20 protein-coding genes and 2 pseudogenes are annotated in these 19423 nt (G+C 33.0%); 2 read left to right on the forward strand and 20 right to left on the reverse strand.

Going from position 1 to position 19423, the window contains the following annotated elements:
• Positions 1-98: 98 nt before the first annotated feature.
• The 20 genes and pseudogenes from HMPREF2864_RS06930 to HMPREF2864_RS07020 form a co-directional block, all read right to left on the reverse strand.
• A complete protein-coding gene (locus HMPREF2864_RS06930; protein WP_002459856.1) occupies positions 99-815 on the reverse strand; it encodes a hypothetical protein in 717 nt (238 codons plus the stop codon).
• Positions 816-983: 168 nt separating this feature from the next.
• On the reverse strand, positions 984-1490 hold the full coding sequence (locus HMPREF2864_RS06935; protein ID WP_002459857.1) for an SA0570 family protein: 507 nt from the start codon (positions 1488-1490) through the stop codon (positions 984-986).
• A 151-nt stretch (positions 1491-1641) separates the two neighbouring features.
• Positions 1642-2436 (reverse strand): alpha/beta fold hydrolase, encoded by a 795-nt coding sequence (locus HMPREF2864_RS06940; RefSeq protein ID WP_070545094.1) that lies wholly within the window; start codon positions 2434-2436, stop codon positions 1642-1644.
• 3 nt (positions 2437-2439) lie between these two features.
• Positions 2440-3141, reverse strand: a complete 702-nt coding sequence (locus tag HMPREF2864_RS06945) for an HAD family hydrolase (RefSeq protein ID WP_070545096.1) — start codon at positions 3139-3141, stop codon at positions 2440-2442.
• Between the two features lie 51 nt (positions 3142-3192).
• Positions 3193-4143, reverse strand: coding sequence for a FecCD family ABC transporter permease (locus HMPREF2864_RS06950; protein ID WP_002459860.1), 951 nt, complete (start codon positions 4141-4143; stop codon positions 3193-3195).
• Positions 4144-4309: 166 nt separating this feature from the next.
• Positions 4310-5203, reverse strand: a complete 894-nt coding sequence (locus HMPREF2864_RS06955) for an ABC transporter substrate-binding protein (protein ID WP_070545099.1) — start codon at positions 5201-5203, stop codon at positions 4310-4312.
• A 225-nt stretch (positions 5204-5428) separates the two neighbouring features.
• Complete coding sequence (locus tag HMPREF2864_RS06960; RefSeq protein WP_002459862.1) at positions 5429-5923, reverse strand: DUF805 domain-containing protein; 495 nt, start codon at positions 5921-5923, stop codon at positions 5429-5431.
• Between the two features lie 75 nt (positions 5924-5998).
• Positions 5999-6763 (reverse strand): MerR family transcriptional regulator, encoded by a 765-nt coding sequence (locus HMPREF2864_RS06965; protein ID WP_237449032.1) that lies wholly within the window; start codon positions 6761-6763, stop codon positions 5999-6001.
• A gap of 70 nt (positions 6764-6833) precedes the next feature.
• Positions 6834-7493 (reverse strand): endonuclease III domain-containing protein, encoded by a 660-nt coding sequence (locus HMPREF2864_RS06970; RefSeq protein WP_070545104.1) that lies wholly within the window; start codon positions 7491-7493, stop codon positions 6834-6836.
• 56 nt (positions 7494-7549) lie between these two features.
• Positions 7550-9217 carry an arginine--tRNA ligase gene (gene argS / locus HMPREF2864_RS06975; protein ID WP_070545106.1) on the reverse strand — a complete coding sequence of 556 codons (1668 nt, stop codon included), beginning with the start codon at positions 9215-9217 and terminating at the stop codon, positions 7550-7552.
• Positions 9214-9630, reverse strand: a complete 417-nt coding sequence (locus HMPREF2864_RS06980) for a YwiB family protein (RefSeq protein ID WP_002459866.1) — start codon at positions 9628-9630, stop codon at positions 9214-9216. The genes argS and HMPREF2864_RS06980 overlap by 4 nt, the downstream gene beginning before the upstream one ends.
• Positions 9631-10082: 452 nt before the next feature.
• Entirely contained in the window at positions 10083-10223 is a 141-nt protein-coding gene (locus tag HMPREF2864_RS12155; RefSeq protein ID WP_002479420.1) for a hypothetical protein, read from the reverse strand.
• Between the two features lie 253 nt (positions 10224-10476).
• The gene (locus HMPREF2864_RS06985) at positions 10477-10869 is read right to left on the reverse strand and encodes a hypothetical protein (protein WP_002459868.1); all 393 of its coding nucleotides are present in this window, start codon (positions 10867-10869) and stop codon (positions 10477-10479) included.
• A 146-nt stretch (positions 10870-11015) separates the two neighbouring features.
• Positions 11016-11420: a cupin domain-containing protein gene (locus HMPREF2864_RS06990; RefSeq protein ID WP_002459869.1), complete on the reverse strand. Its 405-nt coding sequence runs from the start codon at positions 11418-11420 to the stop codon at positions 11016-11018.
• 115 nt (positions 11421-11535) lie between these two features.
• A pseudogene (gene adhP / locus HMPREF2864_RS06995) lies at positions 11536-12546 on the reverse strand (alcohol dehydrogenase AdhP).
• Positions 12547-13108: 562 nt separating this feature from the next.
• Positions 13109-13615, reverse strand: a complete 507-nt coding sequence (locus tag HMPREF2864_RS07000) for a YwhD family protein (protein WP_070545109.1) — start codon at positions 13613-13615, stop codon at positions 13109-13111.
• Positions 13616-13713: 98 nt separating this feature from the next.
• Positions 13714-15051, reverse strand: coding sequence for an HD domain-containing protein (locus tag HMPREF2864_RS07005; protein WP_002459872.1), 1338 nt, complete (start codon positions 15049-15051; stop codon positions 13714-13716).
• Between the two features lie 26 nt (positions 15052-15077).
• On the reverse strand, positions 15078-15557 hold the full coding sequence (locus HMPREF2864_RS07010; RefSeq protein ID WP_002459873.1) for a GNAT family N-acetyltransferase: 480 nt from the start codon (positions 15555-15557) through the stop codon (positions 15078-15080).
• A 184-nt stretch (positions 15558-15741) separates the two neighbouring features.
• Complete coding sequence (locus HMPREF2864_RS07015; protein WP_070545118.1) at positions 15742-16287, reverse strand: flavodoxin family protein; 546 nt, start codon at positions 16285-16287, stop codon at positions 15742-15744.
• Between the two features lie 185 nt (positions 16288-16472).
• Complete coding sequence (locus HMPREF2864_RS07020; RefSeq protein WP_070545110.1) at positions 16473-17411, reverse strand: aldo/keto reductase; 939 nt, start codon at positions 17409-17411, stop codon at positions 16473-16475.
• 154 nt (positions 17412-17565) lie between these two features.
• Between HMPREF2864_RS07020 and hypR the strand changes: the two genes are divergently transcribed.
• Together hypR and merA are read left to right on the forward strand one after the other, a co-directional pair.
• Positions 17566-17988, forward strand: coding sequence for a redox-sensitive transcriptional regulator HypR (gene hypR, locus HMPREF2864_RS07025; protein ID WP_070545112.1), 423 nt, complete (start codon positions 17566-17568; stop codon positions 17986-17988).
• Between the two features lie 4 nt (positions 17989-17992).
• Positions 17993-19314 (forward strand): annotated as a pseudogene (gene merA / locus HMPREF2864_RS07030) (hypothiocyanous acid reductase MerA).
• Positions 19315-19423: the final 109 nt, after the last annotated feature.

Consider the following 19423-nt stretch of genomic DNA (forward strand, 5'->3'; position numbering starts at 1 on the left):
CTTTATTACTTTTGTATTTATATTCATTTATTATAAAAAGCTTAGCCCATAGCATCCTACATAACATAGCAATACCTATGGCTAAGCTTTTAAAATTTTTATATTTTGGTGCGTGATGATAATTGAATTGTATAGTATATCACTAATACAACAATTAATATCCATATTACTAATGAAAATATTTGAGCTTGATGAGGGTTATGAATAACTGCATCGATTGTTTTTTGTGCAAAGAGAAGGCCTATTCCTGTAAACTCATACCGCTTTAGAAACATGCCTAATAAACTTAGCGCAATTCCTACAAAGAAGACCACTTGATGGCCATACATCGAAACTGGCACAATTCCCAAATTAAAATTGAATGCGCGCATTACAATTAAAATCATAGCTAATATAGCGATAACAACTCCCATAATCATCTCGACACGGTTGCTATATAAATAATTTTTAGCTTCTATTCTAAAATGCAGTAAAACTGTCAATGGAAATAATATAATACAATAACAAATAGACATCGTTGTTGCTGCTTGATAAATAACAAATTGTTTATCATATAAATATGAGATAAGCACAAAATTAATGATGAAGAAAATCGCCGGGTTGATTTGTAAACCAAAAATATTGCGTTGAATGGTCAAGATAATTTGTGCCGGCGACTTCCCTCTATACTCAATATAATCCTCGTTTTTTGCTTCAGATTTAGCTAAATCATGACGATATTTTTCTTCAATATCATCAATAATATTTGAGGGTAAACCTTTATGTGTGAAGTAATCATCGATATTTTCTAGTAATATTTTATCATTAGGACGCATGATAAACTCCTTTACGTAACTGATTCGATAATCAATTGTATCATAAGTTATTCGCATTTACTTAAAGTTTAACATAAGTCACATGACAAAAAGAAAGCGACAAAATACAATCATTTAAAACATGTATTTGTCGCTTCTATTATTAATATGTCAGTGTTGCACAAAAAGTTATTTTGCAATATCTATACGATATAATTTAATATTTTTATCTTTTGGTGAATTTGATGCAAATTGATATGTTGTTTTACCATTTTCAATATAGCCAAAGTTACCACTTACGCTATTGTATTGCACGCGTGCAATCGCTTTGTTACCCACTAGGTGCTTAACATGCTTATATGTTGGGCCATCTGCTTTATTATAAGTCATAGAAATACGTGTAACATAACCATGGTCTTTTTGACCATTTGCAGTAACAACTAAAACACCTTTACTTGTGCGATACTCATAATAATGTTCTTTGCCACTTGGCTCTTTTGAATAGATAGGTGTGCCATATTTTTTAGTTACTTTATTAATAGATTCGCCTATATTAACATCTTCTAAATTTTTTTGTCCATGCGTTAATTGTTCTACAGTTTGAGAAGTATTTCCAGATGCAGCTTCAACATGATATATGCCTACGCCACTGATTACCAAGCCAGAAACTAATAATGATGCCATTAATTTTTTCATAAGCTTTCTCTCCTTCTATTGTTTCTATCTTTCATTTGCTCATTCATATTATACCCTACATATTACTAAAATAACACTACTATTACAAATATATTACAAAAATATGTAATTTGTAATATAATAAATATATAAACTGCCGTTTCTTTACTTACTATTGTTGAGGTATATGTGCTTTAATAAATGAACTAACCTGACTAATAAAGTGTTCTTGTTCTTCAATAAAAGGATACAAACTAGAAGCATTAAACACTTCAAACTGTGGTTGTCCTACTAAATCTGCAACTTCTTTTGCCTCTACACTTGTAACTTGCTCACCATGTTCTCCAGAGATAATGTATGTAGGTTGCGTTACTTGGTTAAATGACTGTGCAATTCCTGTTGTTTTAAATACTTCTTCAACCGCTTCTATCTCTTCTTTAGTGGAAATCGCATTTGTGTCTTCAATATGTTTTAAATATTTGTTTAAATGACGCGGTTTATAATATCTATGTTTATCTAAAAATTTCTCTTGTTTATTGTCTTCCCAATTTCTTATTTCATTAGCATACTTACGGAACAAACGTTCAGCAGGCAATTCACCCTCTATTGACGTCGGATTGACTAGCGTTAATGAAGAACAATATTCAGGATAGCGTACGGCTAAATCAGCTATAATGTTAGCTCCTAATTCGTGACCTATAAACGCTGCTTGCTCGATATATAAATAATCGAGCAATAAAATGATATCATCTGCAAATTCATTAAATTTAATGATTCTTGGTTTATCAGAATAACCATGCCCTCTCAAATCTATCAGCACAACTTGAAATGATTCTGCTAACTTCTTAGATAAATCTTTAAATATAGCTGCGTTATCATATGCCGTGTGTATTAATACTACAGGATAACCTTCACCTGCAGTATGATAATGAATCGTAATACCACCTTTTCTTGTAAATAACTCCATTTATTATTCTCCCTTCCCTGCTGATTGTTGAGGTAAAATGTCTAATATTTCTTCAATCGTTGTTATCGTGTAATCTACTTCTTCAGCTAATGGCTCAATTTCCGCATCTTCTTGTTTAAACCATACACTAACCATGCCCATTGCTCTTGCTGGTGCTACATCGTTTAGTGCATCATCACCTACATACATCATTTCATTTGGTGTAATTCCTAATTGAGCAATCATATCTTCAAATATTTTTGGGTGTGGCTTACGGTATCCTACCATTTCCGAGGTCGATAGATAATTAATTACATGTTCAATTCCTAGAGAGTGAAGTCTAAATTGTTTGATCTTTGACTTACCATTGGCAATCACACCAGTAAGATAATTTCGTTCTGTTAACTGTTCTAAAGTGTATAGCGTGTCGTAGTATGGAAAGACATAGCGATAAAAATGCATTTCAAAATCTCGAAATAAATCTTTCCATGTTAAACGATCAATATGAAATTGTTTAATAATTTCTTTATAGAGATTTGGTTTATCGTTGTCCTCATCATCATCTAATTCAATAAATGTCTTTTTAAAATCTGCTAATTGAACATGCACGAAGTAATCATGGAAACGTTCATATTGTTCTTCAATAAACTTATCTCTTGATTTCTTTCTATCTAATAAAGTGCCTTCTAAATCAAATACAACTGCTTTAATACCACTTAAATCCATGTTTGTCCCTCTTTATTATATAATTTGTATTATCGTAGCAAAGACTTATTGTCATCTTAAAAAACGTGCAGATTTTATCAACATTAAAAATAACACGGGGATCCCTATGATGGCTAAAATAATACTTGCCGGAATTTGAACTGGTGCAATAATAATTGCGCCTAGCCAATCGGTTATCACCATCATAGTCCCACCAATTATAATATTCAATATCATTTGAATATATAGTGAGTAACGATGATGTATCCTACGACTTAATTGCGGAATAATCATACCTATAAAACCTATTATCCCTACATATGCTATTACAATAGCAGACATCATTGAGGCTATAATTAAAACATAGAAAGTAAGCGTGGTTACATTTAAACCTAATGATTGTCCTTTAAGATCTCCAACTTGTAGTAATTTTATTCTCGGTATCATAATAAATAAACATAGTAATAAAGGCAAACATACCACAAGCATTATCCAAGATTCATAAAATTCTGCCGTAGCAAAGCCTCCAAACATATAATTTGCTACATTATTAAGTTGTTTAGGCTTAATCAGTATTAAAATATAAAGTAATGCATTAAACAATGCACCAATCATTAAACCTGTAATAATTAATAATCGCATTGGTTGTTGTTTAGCCATCGTATAGACAATTGCTAGAACTAAGATAAGTGTTAACATGCTTGTACCAATGGAGAAGACAGGTATCCAGAGTACGCTGATACCAATAAATAGTGGTAACGCCGCACCAAATGTGGCACCACTTGCTAAGCCTAATGTGAAGCTATCTGCCAACGGATTATTTAATACAATTTGAAACAGTTGACCAGCTACAGTTAAAACAGCACCAGCTATTAACGCTTCAAGTACCCGTGGTATGCGCACCTTTAGCAATATCATTTGATTAAATTGATCTAATATTGAGCCTAAGTTCCATAACAGACTAGTGCCTATAACTAAACATAATAACACAAGCCAAAGACTTACTACTTGATATCCTTTCATTATCGTCACTCTTTATCTTTTTTTATTAAAACCTCACTTGACCACAGTAAATAAGCTATATACTATAAGCAATAAATTAATATACAAAGCAAGCTATATTTTCCAAACATACTGTTTAATTATTAGTCTTACAGCAATAGCCCACACATTTTTACCAACTTTATTATCATTTATAGATGGCTTCTTTTAAATCCTTTAATCCCTCATCAATACGTGGACCAGGTCGTGAAACTTCGTCACCATTCACAACTTCAACTCTACCATTTTTCACTGCTTTCACTTGATTAAATCCACCTCGTTTTTTTACGATATCGTTGTATTCAGATTTTGAAATACCTTCTGTAGATATTAATATATCTGGATTCTTTTTAATAATAGCTTCTTTGCTAACAGCTTTCCAACCTTCAATTGAACTAAAGCTATTTCGTGCATGTAATATAGTTAACATATCGTTAAAAAATGTCTGCCGCCCTGCAGTATAAATGTCTGGTTTAGAGGACACTTCTAAAAACACCTCTTGTTGTCGTTGATGCTGCGGTATACTATCAACTACTTTTTTAATGTTTTGTTTTGTGTCTTGTATCAAAGCTTCTGCTTGCTGCTCGCGATGAGTTACCTTACCTAGTTGTTTAAATGTTTGATACATCTCATCAATAGATTGAGCATCTTTCACATAAATCACTTTGACACCACTTTTTTGTAGCGCTTTAAGTACTTTATCAGATGATGCTTTTTGTGATTCATGCGCAACAATTAAATCTGGTTTTGCTTTTAATAATGTCTCTTTATTTAGATTCATCGCATCAAATTGTTTTCTTCCTTTTTTAATATCTTTAGGATAATCATCCACAGTAGAAACGCCAATGAGTTGTTTCTTCAATCCTAATTCATATAATATTTCTGTATTGCTTGGCATCAATGACACTATTCGTTGATACGGTGTATGCGATTGTTTATCCGCATTTTGATGTTGACTACGTTGCGTTTTATCTGATTGACTACAAGCACTTAATATAAGCAGTATCGATAGCAAAAGTATAACCCCATATTTTAACTTCATTATGTTACCACCTTTATATTTATTTCAATATTCATCATATCAAATTTATTAAGCTACTATTATGTGATTTTCAAAAATATTAAAAAAGCACAAAGACGATTTTCAATTTTTTAATCATCTTTGTGCGATTATGTTGGGATTTGTATCCTAGTCTCTACATTATAAACCTTTAAAAATTTTGCACTTATAATTGTAGGTATATTAAAAATTGTATCTTATTACAGCCTAGTGCACTTCAGGTTCTGCACCATATTTATTAGGACCTTTATCACTTTCTAATAGACAAACAATAAGCGCATATAGCGCAGTCACAATAAATGTTATAGTATATACTAAACCAATGAATAGTCCAATATTTCCTGCCATTTCAAATAATGATTTATCGCTAGAATCATTTAACACAATCTTAAAAATATTCTCAATGATTGATAAGCCGTCAAATATTGCAATAATAAGCGGTGCAGCCATGGTGCGACCACAATCATGGAAACGACGAACTGAAATACTAAATAGTGGAAATAAAGCAACAATTTCAACAAGTGTTATCATTGAGTCTTTAATAGGACGTGATATAGGAAACACAATTGATAGGATAGCTATCAAAAAATAAGCCACAATCACTAGCCCCCACGTTATTAAGACAGACGGCCAAAATTCTTTGCGTCTTGTTCTTCCTTCAAGCTTAAATGTATTTAACCAAAATTTTTTGTAAAAACCCACAGCATGATCTCTCCTTATTTGTAATCAAACATTCTTTGTTTATACTTTACCACAGATTAAGATGCCTATTATCTTTTAAGCAATATAAGCACGAATTGCTTCAGAGATATAACAATTTAGGCCTTCTCTTCTATGTCGATTAATATAAGCACTAAAGCGTGTATCCTCTTCATAGAGTGTTGCCATATAGTTTAAAAATATAGTATCGCATTGGGGTACTTGTTGCAATATAATGTTTTTTAACTTAACAATATTAAGGTAAACTTCTGGTTGTGTAGCTGAAACTCCTTGTATTAAGTATTCATTCATGCAATCAAAAAATTGATTCATGGGTACTTCAATACGTTCATCCCACTTTTTACAAGCGCTATTTTGTTGCACTTGCTGTATGCTATAGGACTGATAATAGTCTGTTTGCCCATACTTTATTTTTGCTTCTTTAGCATATTGCGCATGCAAACGTACATGATCATAATCAAGTTCATCTAATGCTTTCTGATGTGATGAAGTGAGATGGTGTTGTAAATCTTGTAATCGCTGTTCTAACTCATAATAACGTTTCAAAATTTGCTGGTAATGTGCTTCAAGCAACTTGTTTTTAGCTTCTATATCACTATGACAATACCTATAAATTTGTGACAAAGATAGTCCCATATTTTTCAAAAACTGTATTTCTTGTAACTTCTCAATATCTGATTCACTATAATAACGATAACCATTTTCCGCAATGATAGAGGGGATGAGCAACCCTATCTCATGATAGTAACGTAATGTTCTAGTACTACTTCCCGTAATATGCGCAACTTCATTAGGTAAAAATGTGTAATGCAAACAACTCACCCCTTTAATATTTTTCATTCATGCATACTTATCTACTACTATAAACAATAACGTTACGTTAATGTCTATATTATTGTTCAAAATATTCATCTAAAAACTTGTACTTTTTACTATTTGAACTATTGAAATAATTTTTACCAAAATTATCTAATAATGCATGAAACTCATTCGCATCTTGATTTGTAAAATTTACTGGTAATGTGATATGCTGCTTTAATTTATCATAGCTAGCTGTTTGTTGATAGCCTAATTTATGATATAAACGCCGTGTATAACTGTCAGGAATAAATTCAACACCATTGAATATATAAACCATTAAGACATCCGCTGTTTCCGAGCCAATCCCTTTAATTGCTAACAGTTCATCTCTCAATCGCTTATCAAATAAATGTGCAATGTGTTCATAGTCAAAGTGATACATATGTAACCAACTGAACAATTCATGTAGTGCCTTAGCTTTATTTCTATAAAATCCACTAGGACGAATTATACGCTGCAACGTTTCTAACGATAAAGATAAAATACTTTGCGGTTGAAATTGTGTTGCCTCTTTAAGACGAAGCAATGCCATATGTGCATTGTTCCATGCTGTATTTTGAACTAATATCGCACCTGCTATCATTTCTTCTGGAGTTTCTGCAGGCCACCACGCTTGTGGGCCCATCTCTTCGAATAATTTGTTATAAAGTTGCTCAGTTGTTAGCGTTGGCACATTATCACTCCCATTCATAAGATAAAAATACCCTCATAAACAACAGGCTATGAGGGTACTTTAATTCATTTATTTTACATAGACTCAGGTGCTGACACGCCTACTAAAGTTAAGGCATTATGCAATGTAATTCTTACCGCTTCAATAAGTGCAACAAGTGCTTTTGTCTTTTCTTGATGATCTGTCAAAACCTTTTCAGCATTATAAAATTTATGGAATGCTGCAGCTAAGTCTTGAATATAATTTGTTAAACGATGAGGTGCACGGTGCTCGGCAGCATTGTCAATAACTTGTTCAAATTCAGCAACCTTTTTCAATAAGTCAATCGCTTTGTCATTCGTGATCAATGAAAAATCAGCATCTGTAGTGATGTCTATTCCTTGCGCTCTTGCTTGTTTCAAGATAGAACAAATACGCGCATGAGCATATTGTGCATAGTAAATTGGGTTGTCTTGTGATTGTTCTTTTGCAAGTTCCATGTCGAAGTCAAAATGTGAATCTGGACTACGCATGGTTAGGAAGTAACGCGCCGCATCTACGCCTACCTCGTCCATAATTTCACGTAAAGTAATGGCATTTCCAGTACGTTTACTCATTTTTACTTCTTCGCCATTTTGCATTAGACGAACCATTTGCATGATTTGTATTTCTAAACGATCGCTATCTACGCCAAATGTTTCTAAGCTTGCTTTAATACGATTAATATAACCGTGATGATCTGCACCCATTAAATCAATTAAGATATCATTACCTCGATTAATTTTGTCATAATGATAAGCCGTATCAGGTGTGAAATAAGTATACGAGCCATCACTTTTGATTAAAACACGGTCTTTATCATCTTTAAAATCAGACGTGCGTAACCATGTAGCACCATCTTTTTCGTACGTATAACCGTTTTCTTTCATACGTGCCAATGTGTTTTCAATAGCACCATTGTCATATAACGTTGTTTCACTAAACCAACTATCAAAGTGCGCATTGAAATCAGCCAAATCTCTCTTCAGCTTCACCATTTCGTATTCAACACCTAATTGTCTAAATGTTTTTAAACGATCATGGTCAGAGTAATCTTTAATTTCCGGATGTTTCTGCGCTAAGTCTTTACCAATTTCAATAATGTCTTTGCCGTTATACCCATCTTCCGACATTTTATGACTCGTATCACCTAATGCTTCAAAGAATCTTGTTTCAATAGAACGCGCTAAATTCGTGATTTGATTACCGGCGTCATTAATATAATATTCTCGTGTTACATCATATCCTGCAGCAATTAATATATTGGCTAGTGAATCGCCTACTGCTGCGTTTCGAGCATGACCAATATGTAAGTCCCCGGTAGGATTGGCAGATACATATTCTAATAAAATACGTTTGTTTTTAGGCTCACTTGCATAACCATAATGCGCTCCCTTAGAAATGGCTTCAGGAATGATTGCCGTCAAATAATGATTATCTAAATAAAAATTTATAAAGCCTGGTCCTGCGATGTCTACTTGTTTTACATGTGCTTTCGTTGTATCAAGATGATCTACAATGGCTTGGGCAATTTCGCGTGGATTCCGCTTTGCTAATTTAGTTAAGACCATCGCAATGTTGGTAGAATAGTCACCATTTTTACTATCTTTAGGAATTTCGATTTTTATTTCTGGTATTGATTGATCTTGAATGAGTTTAGCTGATTTTATGCTCGTTTTAATTTCATTAATTAATGTCTGCTTTACTTGTTCGATAATATTCATTCGCTTATCTCCTTATAGTTTATTTCATACTGGTACGTGCCCATTTTTTCATTTTCTTGATACAACTCATAATGTATCTTCAATTTGCCACCCGACTTGTTGACAAAATGCAGGATACTCAATGTTTTAACCGTTAAAGTGAGTCGTCCTGCTGAAATATCGTACAAAGTCGTTGTTGTTTTACCTTCAACAAAATGGAGGTTCATATTAATATCGCCTTTGCGAATGAGCTTGACCCCTTGTTGGTCTATTTTAATCGTTACATTTACATTAGCATCTTCTATATTTTCTTCATATCGAATGAATTCGGACTGACGCTGTTGCCATACACCAATCGTTGTCATATCAAATTGTTGCTTATCGCCATTTTGCTTTAAGACTTGCTTTGTATTAATCTTTACAGTCTTAGTCAAAAGTTACTCACCTTAATCTCTAAATAATTACACCACATTATAGCATAAATACTATAGCGCTTGTAGTCGTCAATATACTAAAAATATGGACTTATCGACATATTAAATATCTTATCATTAAAATTAATCTTGCTTTAAAAGACTTTGCTATTGAACTACATGGACCAATATCAGAAATACAATATGCATTCGTTAATCATATTCAAAAATAGCGATATAGTCAGCATGAGTATGCCGATAAATATGCATCATTCTATGACAATTATTCCCCTTATGAAACTGGACATATCGCTAAGCTCATCATCAACTGCTTCTTTTTTAAAATTATATTGCTTTAACTACTTAAATCGTTAAAAAGCTGAAACAACTCTTGTATAAGTTGCTCCAGCTTTTGCTTTGCTTCTTCATTTTAATCTATCATATACTGTAATTTGCCATCTGCGTCACAATATTTATCTATTCTTTCTAAAAATATCTGCTTCTGATTCAAGTTCTACTATGTCATAATTATATTTATCTACCAACATTTTATACTTATAGAAATAGATGATGCCAAAACAAAGCGTTGTTACAAACAATAATAGTTTAGTCATTTGTTGTCCTCTCATTCTATAAATCAATTCACTTACAAAAATTATACCATTTATTAAGTTGATTACAATATTAATTGATTAATAGACTGTGCTACATTAACATAGAGCAACCTTTTCAAATATATGTATCGCTCTGGTTATTACATAGCGTTTAAGCATCTTGTAATATGTTTATATATAGCAGCTTAGAGTTAATCTATGCTTGATACAACATAGGTGTTTTGACATTTCAAATAAATCATTAACGGTGATTTTAGACAAATTTCCCATTTTTAAAAATGACACGTTCTTTTTGACCATCTATAAAATAATTAAAGTTTTCTGTTTGGAAATCACTTAATAGCACTTTGGAAGTACCATATTTCATACGTTCATTTTCAGTTGTAATAATCATTTTGCGATATAGCCAACCTTCTTTTAACGTGATATCCTTCACTGCAGTGTAATCTAATAGCATAGCTTCTCTCGTTTCAAATGTGTTAAATGCCACAATGATAGCGGCAAACAATTCTTCACCAAGATAATAGACTGTCAAATCGTCACGATGATGTTGACCAACTAACATTCTCCCTTTTTTAAATTCTTTATCTGGAAAATTTATTTCTAAAAAATCTATAAGTTCTTGTTCTCTTAATTTCATCTGCATAACGTCATCTCTCCCATATAATTATTAATTTTATTATATATAAAATTTCAGTATTTGTATATTTTATCACTATGCGCTGAACAGAAATAATTCATATTTTGTTTTAAAATTAATTCATTTAAATGGGAAAATCACGTTAAACATTATTATTCAATCTTACTATATTGCTCATCATCGACGGGTTCTAACCATTCGTTAGAGCTATTTTCTGCTGGAACTTCAATCGCTAAATGTGTAAACCAGCTATCTTTTGTAGCACCATGCCAATGTTTGACTTCTGCTGGTATATGAACCACATCACCTTTCGTTAACTTACGTGCAGGTTCTCCCCAGGCTTGATAATAACCTTCACCTGCTGTTACAAGTAAGATTTGTCCACCTTTATGATGGATATGCCAGTTATTTCTACAACCAGGTTCAAATGTTACATTACCAATAGTTATGCCTTCTGTAGACAACATATTAAGATAACTATCCCCAATAAAATATTCTTTAAATGCGTCATTTTTTTCACCCATTTCAAAAACTGTATCAATATTTTTGTTAGTCATTTTTATCACACTTTCCTAAATTTGTTTCTTTAACCAATGAAAACATATAGAAGCTGGAACAGTAACAAAATGTCCCAGCTTGATGTATAGCTATAATGATGTTGTATCGTTCAAATTAAAACTTAATAACCATACGCCCAGTGATTTTACCTTGTTCCATTTCTTCAAAGATATCATTAATATCCTCTAAGTCACGTGTTTTAACTTTAGGAACAACTTTACCTTCTGCAGCAAATTGGAAAGCTTCTTTTAAGTCTTGACGTGTTCCTACTAAAGAACCGACGACTTCAATACCATCTAACACAAGACGTGGTATATCTAAATCCATTTTGTCTACAGGTAAACCAACAGCAACAACACGTGCACCAGCTTTAACAACATCAACTGCTTGGTTAAAAGGTGTCTTCGCTACTGCAGTAATCACTGTGGCATCTAAACCTTTATTATTGGTTAGTTGATTAACGATTTCAGTTGCATCTTGATTTTTAGTGTTCACGACTGCATCGGCACCTAATTCTTTGGCAAAATTCAACTTATCATCACTAATATCAAATGCAACGACTTTAGCATTAAACACATTCTTAGCATATTGAAGTGCTAAATTACCTAAACCACCGATACCAAATATTCCAATCCATTGTCCAGGTTTAATTTTGCTCACTTTAACCGCTTTATATGTTGTAACACCAGCACAAGTAATTGATGAAGCTGCGGCAGGATCTAAGTCATCAGGCACTTTAACGGCATAATTTGCATTTACAATAACCTCTTCTGCCATTGCACCATCGACCGTATAACCTGCATTTTGGACATCACGACATAATGTTTCACGTCCAGAAGTACAATATTCACAACGTCCACAAGCTGCGTACATCCAAGCGATTGACACACGATCGTCGACTTTTAATGCGGTAACATCATCGGCAACTTCAATCACTTTTCCGATTCCTTCATGACCTAGTATTCTACCTGTAACATCACCAAAATCTGCATTTTTCACATGTAAATCAGTATGACAAACACCACAAAATTATGTCTTAACAAGTACTTCTCCAGGCTTCAAAGAACGTAAAGTTTTATCTTCTAAACTTACTTTATGATCTTGCGTAACAACAGCTGCTTTCATGATTACTCCACTCCTATCATTCGTTGTAATACAACACTATTATAGTTTAATTATACCATGCAAAAGGTTACTATCGTTAGCAATAACCTAGCTCACAATGTTTTTCATTAAATTATATTTTAAGCATAAAATATATAAAACATCCGGGACAACAATGTCTTTGACAAGTTAAACAAGCATGCAAGATAGCATTCATTTTGAATTCATATTCCCACGCCGGCAAGCTTGACTAAGATTGAAAAAACTCAGTTTAAGCGTATTTTCTATCCAGTCAACTACTGCCAATATATTGTTACGAACCTAAAATAAATGAGGCATTATCTCTCAGGCGCTTCTTTATTCTTTGTTATATTACGTACCACTTAAGACCAAACCAAGTGCTTTTAAATACGACGTATTGAACATAAAAGAAGCACAAAGACGATTTTTAATTTTTAATCATCTTTGTGCGATTATGCTGGGATTTATGTCCCAACCTGATACCTATATCCAAGACGTTACAAGTTTAGTGGTAAACGTGTTGTCTTTATATTTAAATAATATAAGCTTGTATAACTCAATCTTATTCAAATGCTAAATGTAGCTCAGAGCTCGAATTATTCCACATTTCACTATTATGTGATTGTAAAAATTTCTTGAGTACCTGTTTGTTATTGTCACCAATATGATCTATGATAACATGATGTTTCATTGATTTATCCATCATATTAACATGTTCAGGCATGCTTTTATAACCACGGCGAATGGACTTATTAACGAGCAAGTAACATGCAGTAACGCCTGCATAGTATGGACCTTGTTCACTACGTTCAGTCGTCACCCAACAAAGCCAATATTCCTTTGCATCGTCACCTTCTACTATTTCTTTATCAGTTATCCATTTCACACCTTTTTCTACTTGAGCTCGTGCGTGCATACCTCCAATATCAATAAAAGCTTCTTGGTTGGCAACATCAATAAATACAGGTGCAATATTATCTAAGCTAATTGAGCCAATATTTGTACCTTTATGGCCATCTAAAGGGTCATTTTTAATAAAATTAAACTTAAATCCTTTATTCTCTGCCAATCATGACACCTCCATATAAATCAAAAAGTATCTATTTGAACTTTAACTATTATCTATTCTACGCATCAGCTAATATTACTGAATGGTTATATCAATCATTAATTTAACTCATTGAGTAAATTAATAATTGAACCTTTAACTTCAAGGTCAGCAATATTAAGGATGCGCTCCTTAGGATAGTATAATTTATAATCTTCACGATTAATACCTGTAATGCTGGAAATTACTAATGATTGACTACTAATTTCTCGAATATGACCATTTTTTCGTAGCAAATGAATCGGTTGACGGTTAGATCCTGGTCTGTCATAATCGTAAGGTAAATCTGAAAAAGCTTCACTAACAAAATAATACGTTGGATCTATGCCAGCTTGAATAAATAATTCTTGTAATTCCGTAATTGTTATAATAGAACCATCAAAAGGAATGTACTTAAACAAATCCCTATTGATAAACCGTCGCGATAAATCGCTTAATATTGCATCATCTTCTTTAATCCAATTTTTAAGATAATAAAGAACAACGGCTTCGTCTAAATCAATATATTGTTCTATGGTCATTGTTCCTTCAAAAAACGGTACAAAGTCATGTGGATGCATTTTAAATATATAGCCTTCTTGATATAAGTGTTTCGCTCGTTTCAAACAATTATTGAGCAATACTTCTCCTCCACGACTAACTGGGTGAAAATAGATTTGCCAATACATTTGGTAACGACTCATAATAAAATTCTCAACAGCATGCATACCACTTTCTTTAATTAGTACTTCATCCTTAGAAGGTCGCATTAATCTCAATATCCGTTCCATATCAAACGTGCCATAAGATACGCCTGTAAAATAAGCATCACGCTGTAAATAATCCATTCTATCTGCATCAATTTGTGATGAAATCATTGAAATCACGAGCTTATTATTATGCGTCTTATTAATAACATCTGCAACTTCTTGTGGGAAAGTATCCGAAACGCGACTTAACACTTCGTTTACTTCTGTATCTCCAACAATAATTGCTTGAGTAAAGGCTTCATGATCAGTATTGAAAATTTTCTCAAAGCTATGTGAAAATGGTCCATGTCCTAAATCATGGAGTAGCGCAGCACATAAAGCGAGTGGTCTGTCACTGTTATCCCACGCTTCACGCCCGTTAAATGACTCATCAATAAGACGTCTGACGATTTCATAAACACCTAAAGAATGGCCGAAACGACTATGTTCGGCTGTATGAAAAGATAAATACAACGTTCCAAGTTGTTTAATACGTCGTAAGCGTTGAAATTCCTTCGTTTTGATTAAGTCCCAAATCAGTTGATCTTTGACATGTATATATCTGTGTATAGGGTCTTTAAACACCTTTTCTTCTGCTAACTTTTTTGTCGCGTATGATGATAAATTCAAAGTTATCCTCCTTTTGAGGCTTGAAATATCATGAATCATGTTGCTGTCTGCTGTGCAAAACGAAGCTATTTTATTTCCTTTTTCATTAAAGCTAAATCCATATGTTCGCCATACATTTCTGGCTGATACGAACGCACGATTTCAAAGCCATGATTTTGATAATATTCAATACCTTTAGCATTTTTATTGTCTACTTCTAAATATACTGTATCGTACTGACCTTTAAATGTTTCTATACCTTTATTTAATAAACTTGTGCCGTATCCTTTATGCTGTGCTTCAGGATGCACATAATGGGCAGATAAAAATAGTTCTTTACCATAAATAAAGTTGGCAAATCCTACAATAATCCCTTCTTCTTCAGCAACTAAAAATAATTGTTCTTTTAAACGTTTCGCTAAATGTTGCTCATTATAAGAAGCTGCCAATAGTTCGTTGACTGTTGATGCAGCATAAATTGCTAAATACGTGTTATACCAAGCTTTTGTAGCAACATCTCGAATGGCTACTGCATCTTGCTCAGTCGCTTTTCTAACTCTATACATGCCTGTCTCTCCTGACCGTTAATGAAGTAATAATAGTTGCATTATATCACATTTTGAGTTATTCATATCATTATTATAGATATGAGACTTAAGCCATTAACTTTTTAGAAATGTTACCCTAGAATATCTCTTTAAAATTTAAAATCACGCATTTAAAAGATAGCTTATCATCCAACTTGCTAGCTTATATCTTATTACTAAATGCTTGATTCCATTCTGTTGCTCTATCTAATGCTAGTTTATCTTTCATAATATCTCCGGGACGTTCGGCTGTACCAATAATGTATCCTGATAACTCTGCTTTTACAAAATCTAAACTATATTTCATTTGTGTAATACATGGTTTAGCTTTTACTTTAGGCACATCTCCACCTACTAAAATCAAACGAAAATCAATTTTGGACATACGCATTTTAAAATCTTTGTATTGTGGATCTATAAGTGTTTCTGACCAATGATCGATAAATGCCTTTAATGAAGCTGAAACACTATACCAATATACGGGTGATGCAAAAATAACCACATCACTTGCTAACACTTGGTCAATAAGTGCTTTATAATCATCAGAATAAGAAGTGATTTCTCCCTTATCATGTCTAGCATCTCTAACTGGATTTAGCTGATATGTTGTCAAATCTATCCAGTTATATTCAAGTCCTTGTAGTGCATATTTTGTTAATTGTGCCGTATTACCATCAGGACGACTTCCTCCAAATAACACTGTAATCATCATACTCATTCTCCTTTAATTCATAATATCATTATTATTTATGATGCCAATCTTGACATTGTTCTTTATACCCATTCTTCTTATTTTCAAATTCTATAAATACACATTAACATACTCAATATAAAAAAAGACTTCTGACACTTATATAAACGTTATCAGAAATCTTTTTACTTATTATTAAGACATTATTTTTCTATTGGAAATAATTGTTCAATCGTCTCAATATCTTTGTCAGTCAATGTAAGCTGTGCTGCTGCAATATTTTCTTTAACCTGTTCAACTCGTTTAGCTCCAGGTATAACGACATCCAAGACTGGTCTTGTTAAATAAAAGGCTAATACAATATTAGCTATTGATGTTTGATGCGCTTCCGCAATTGGTTTTAAAGCATTGACACGGCGGACATTATCTTTAAATGTTTCAGGTTGAAAATCCCGACGTGGAGCTCGGTGATCGTCAAATGTCATATCTTCTGTGTATTTGCCAGCTAAAATGCCTGAAGCTAGCGGAAAATATGGAATAAATGTAATATTATTTTCAGCCGCATAAGCCATAATATCCTCATTTTCACGATGCAATAAATTATACTCTAATTGCACAACGTCGACATAACCATCTTTGTTGGCTTCTTTAAGTTGTTCTAAAGTAAAGTTAGAAACGCCAATCGCCCTAATCTTCCCTGCTTCTTTCAATTCTTGCAATGCAGCAACAGCTTGATCTTTAGGCGTTGATTCATCTGGAAAATGTATATAATATAAATCAATATAATCTACTTGTAAACGCGCAAGACTCTCTTCTACTTGTGACTTTAAAAATGCCGGTTCATTATTATGATAAACTTTACCGTCTTCATTTATGACATGAGATCCCTTGGTTGCCACTTGAACTTGCTCTCTTGGATATTCTTTAAGTACTTGACCTACAAGTTCTTCGGAACGTTTAGGTCCGTAAATGAAAGCTGTATCAATTAATGTAATACCATTATCAATTGCTTCACGTACAACTTGTTTACCTTGTTCTTCATCTAAATTAGGATATAGATTGTGTCCACCAACTGCATTGGCACCTAACGCAATAGGGTAAACATCAACATTTGATTTGCCTAATTGTACTTTAGTGGTCAAAACAATACACTCCTTTAACTTTATCTATTTATTATTATTTACCCACATCATCTAAAAACATTCCATACTTCTGCTCAATAAGACTAATAAGTTGACACATTGCTTAACATTTTATTTAATGTAACTATAATAGTTACATTAAGGTGGTGACATGATGAACTTAGAATTTAATATTGCTGTACATGTCTTATGTTTTTTAGCAAAGCATAAAGATAAGCATTATAGCAGTACTGAATTAGCAACATTGACGTGTTTAAATCCAGTACAACTCAGACGTGTAATGTCACAATTAAACAATAGTAATTATATACAAACAATTCGTGGTAAACATGGAGGATATCAAGCTAATCAACATACGGCTGCTATCACCCTAGCAGAACTTTATTCACAATTTGTTCTCGATAAAACACACACGCAACGCTTATTCACAGGCAGTATAGACAGTGATTGTATCATTTCAACTCAAATTGCCACTACCATGTCACACTATCGCGAACAAGAACAGCAACTGATTTTAAATTTTTATCGTGATAAGACAATCGATGATGTGATTGAAGATATAATAAAGGAGGCATAATGTTATGACACATTATGATTTATTAATTATAGGTTTTGGAAAAGCAGGAAAAACGCTTGCAAAATTTGCTGCGAATCAAGGACAACGTGTCGCAATAGTTGAACAATCTGCAAACATGTATGGCGGTACATGTATCAACATTGGTTGTATTCCTACAAAGACACTCATTCATGATGGGCTTCATAACCGTTCATTTGCTGATGCTTTTGCAAGAAAAAATGAAGTCGTATCAGCATTAAATAAGAAAAATTATGGAAATTTAGCAAATGATACGCATATTGATGTTTTGGACTATAAAGCTACGTTCAAATCTAATACTGAAGTTAATTTAATTAATGCTCAAGGACAAGTTGAGCGTACCATTAGTGCAACAGATATTGTTATTAACACAGGTGCAAAAGCGCGTATTCCGAATATTGAAGGTGTAGATCGTGCCACGCGATTATATGACTCTACTGGCATTCAAAATCTCGCTACGCAACCTCAACAGTTAGTCATCGTTGGCGGTGGATACATCGCACTTGAATTTGCTCACTATTCGCTAACTTAGGAACACATGTCTCTGTGCTTGAATCTAGTCAAACACTCATCCCAAATGAAGATCGTGAAATTGCTGAACTTATCATCCATGATTTAGAAAATAAAGGCGTCGAGATTCATACCGATGTTGAAACATTTGAATTTATTGATAGTAATGATCATACAATAGTGAAAACATCTCAAGGAGATTTTGTAGCTGATGCCGTTCTTCTAGCTACTGGCCGTATTCCGAATACAGATTTAACCCTTGAAAATACAGATATTGAATTAGAAGAACATGGTGCTATCAAAGTGAATCCACATCTACAAACTACAGTACCGCATATATATGCTGCTGGAGATGTAAAGGGTGGACTACAATTTACGTATATTTCTCTAGATGACTTTAGAATATTGAAAGCTAAACTATTTGGTAATAAGGATAGAACAACAGAAAATCGTGGACAAATTCCTTATACCGTATTTATTGATCCGCCACTATCTCGAGTTGGTTTAACTGCTGCTCAAGCAGAGGCACGTCATTATAACTATTTGGAAAACAAGCTAGCCGTTAATAACATTCCTCGTCATAAAATTAATAATGATCCTCGCGGCTTGTTTAAAGTAGTCATTAATAAGGACACAAATGAAATTTTAGGCGCAACGTTATACGGTAAGGAATCTGAAGAAATGATTAACCTTATTAAATTAGCTATGGATCAACACATACCTTATCAAGTATTAAGAGATAATATTTATACTCATCCAACAATGACAGAAGCATTCAATGATTTATTTAATTTATAATAAAAACAGACTGGAACATAAATCCCAGAAAAATGGCACTCAGATGAATTGAATTCAACTCAATCTGAGTGCTGATTTTTTATTCAATACTACGTATTAACATGTAATT

The organism is Staphylococcus sp. HMSC059F04 (assembly GCF_001812565.1).
GTDB lineage: Bacteria > Bacillota > Bacilli > Staphylococcales > Staphylococcaceae > Staphylococcus > Staphylococcus lugdunensis.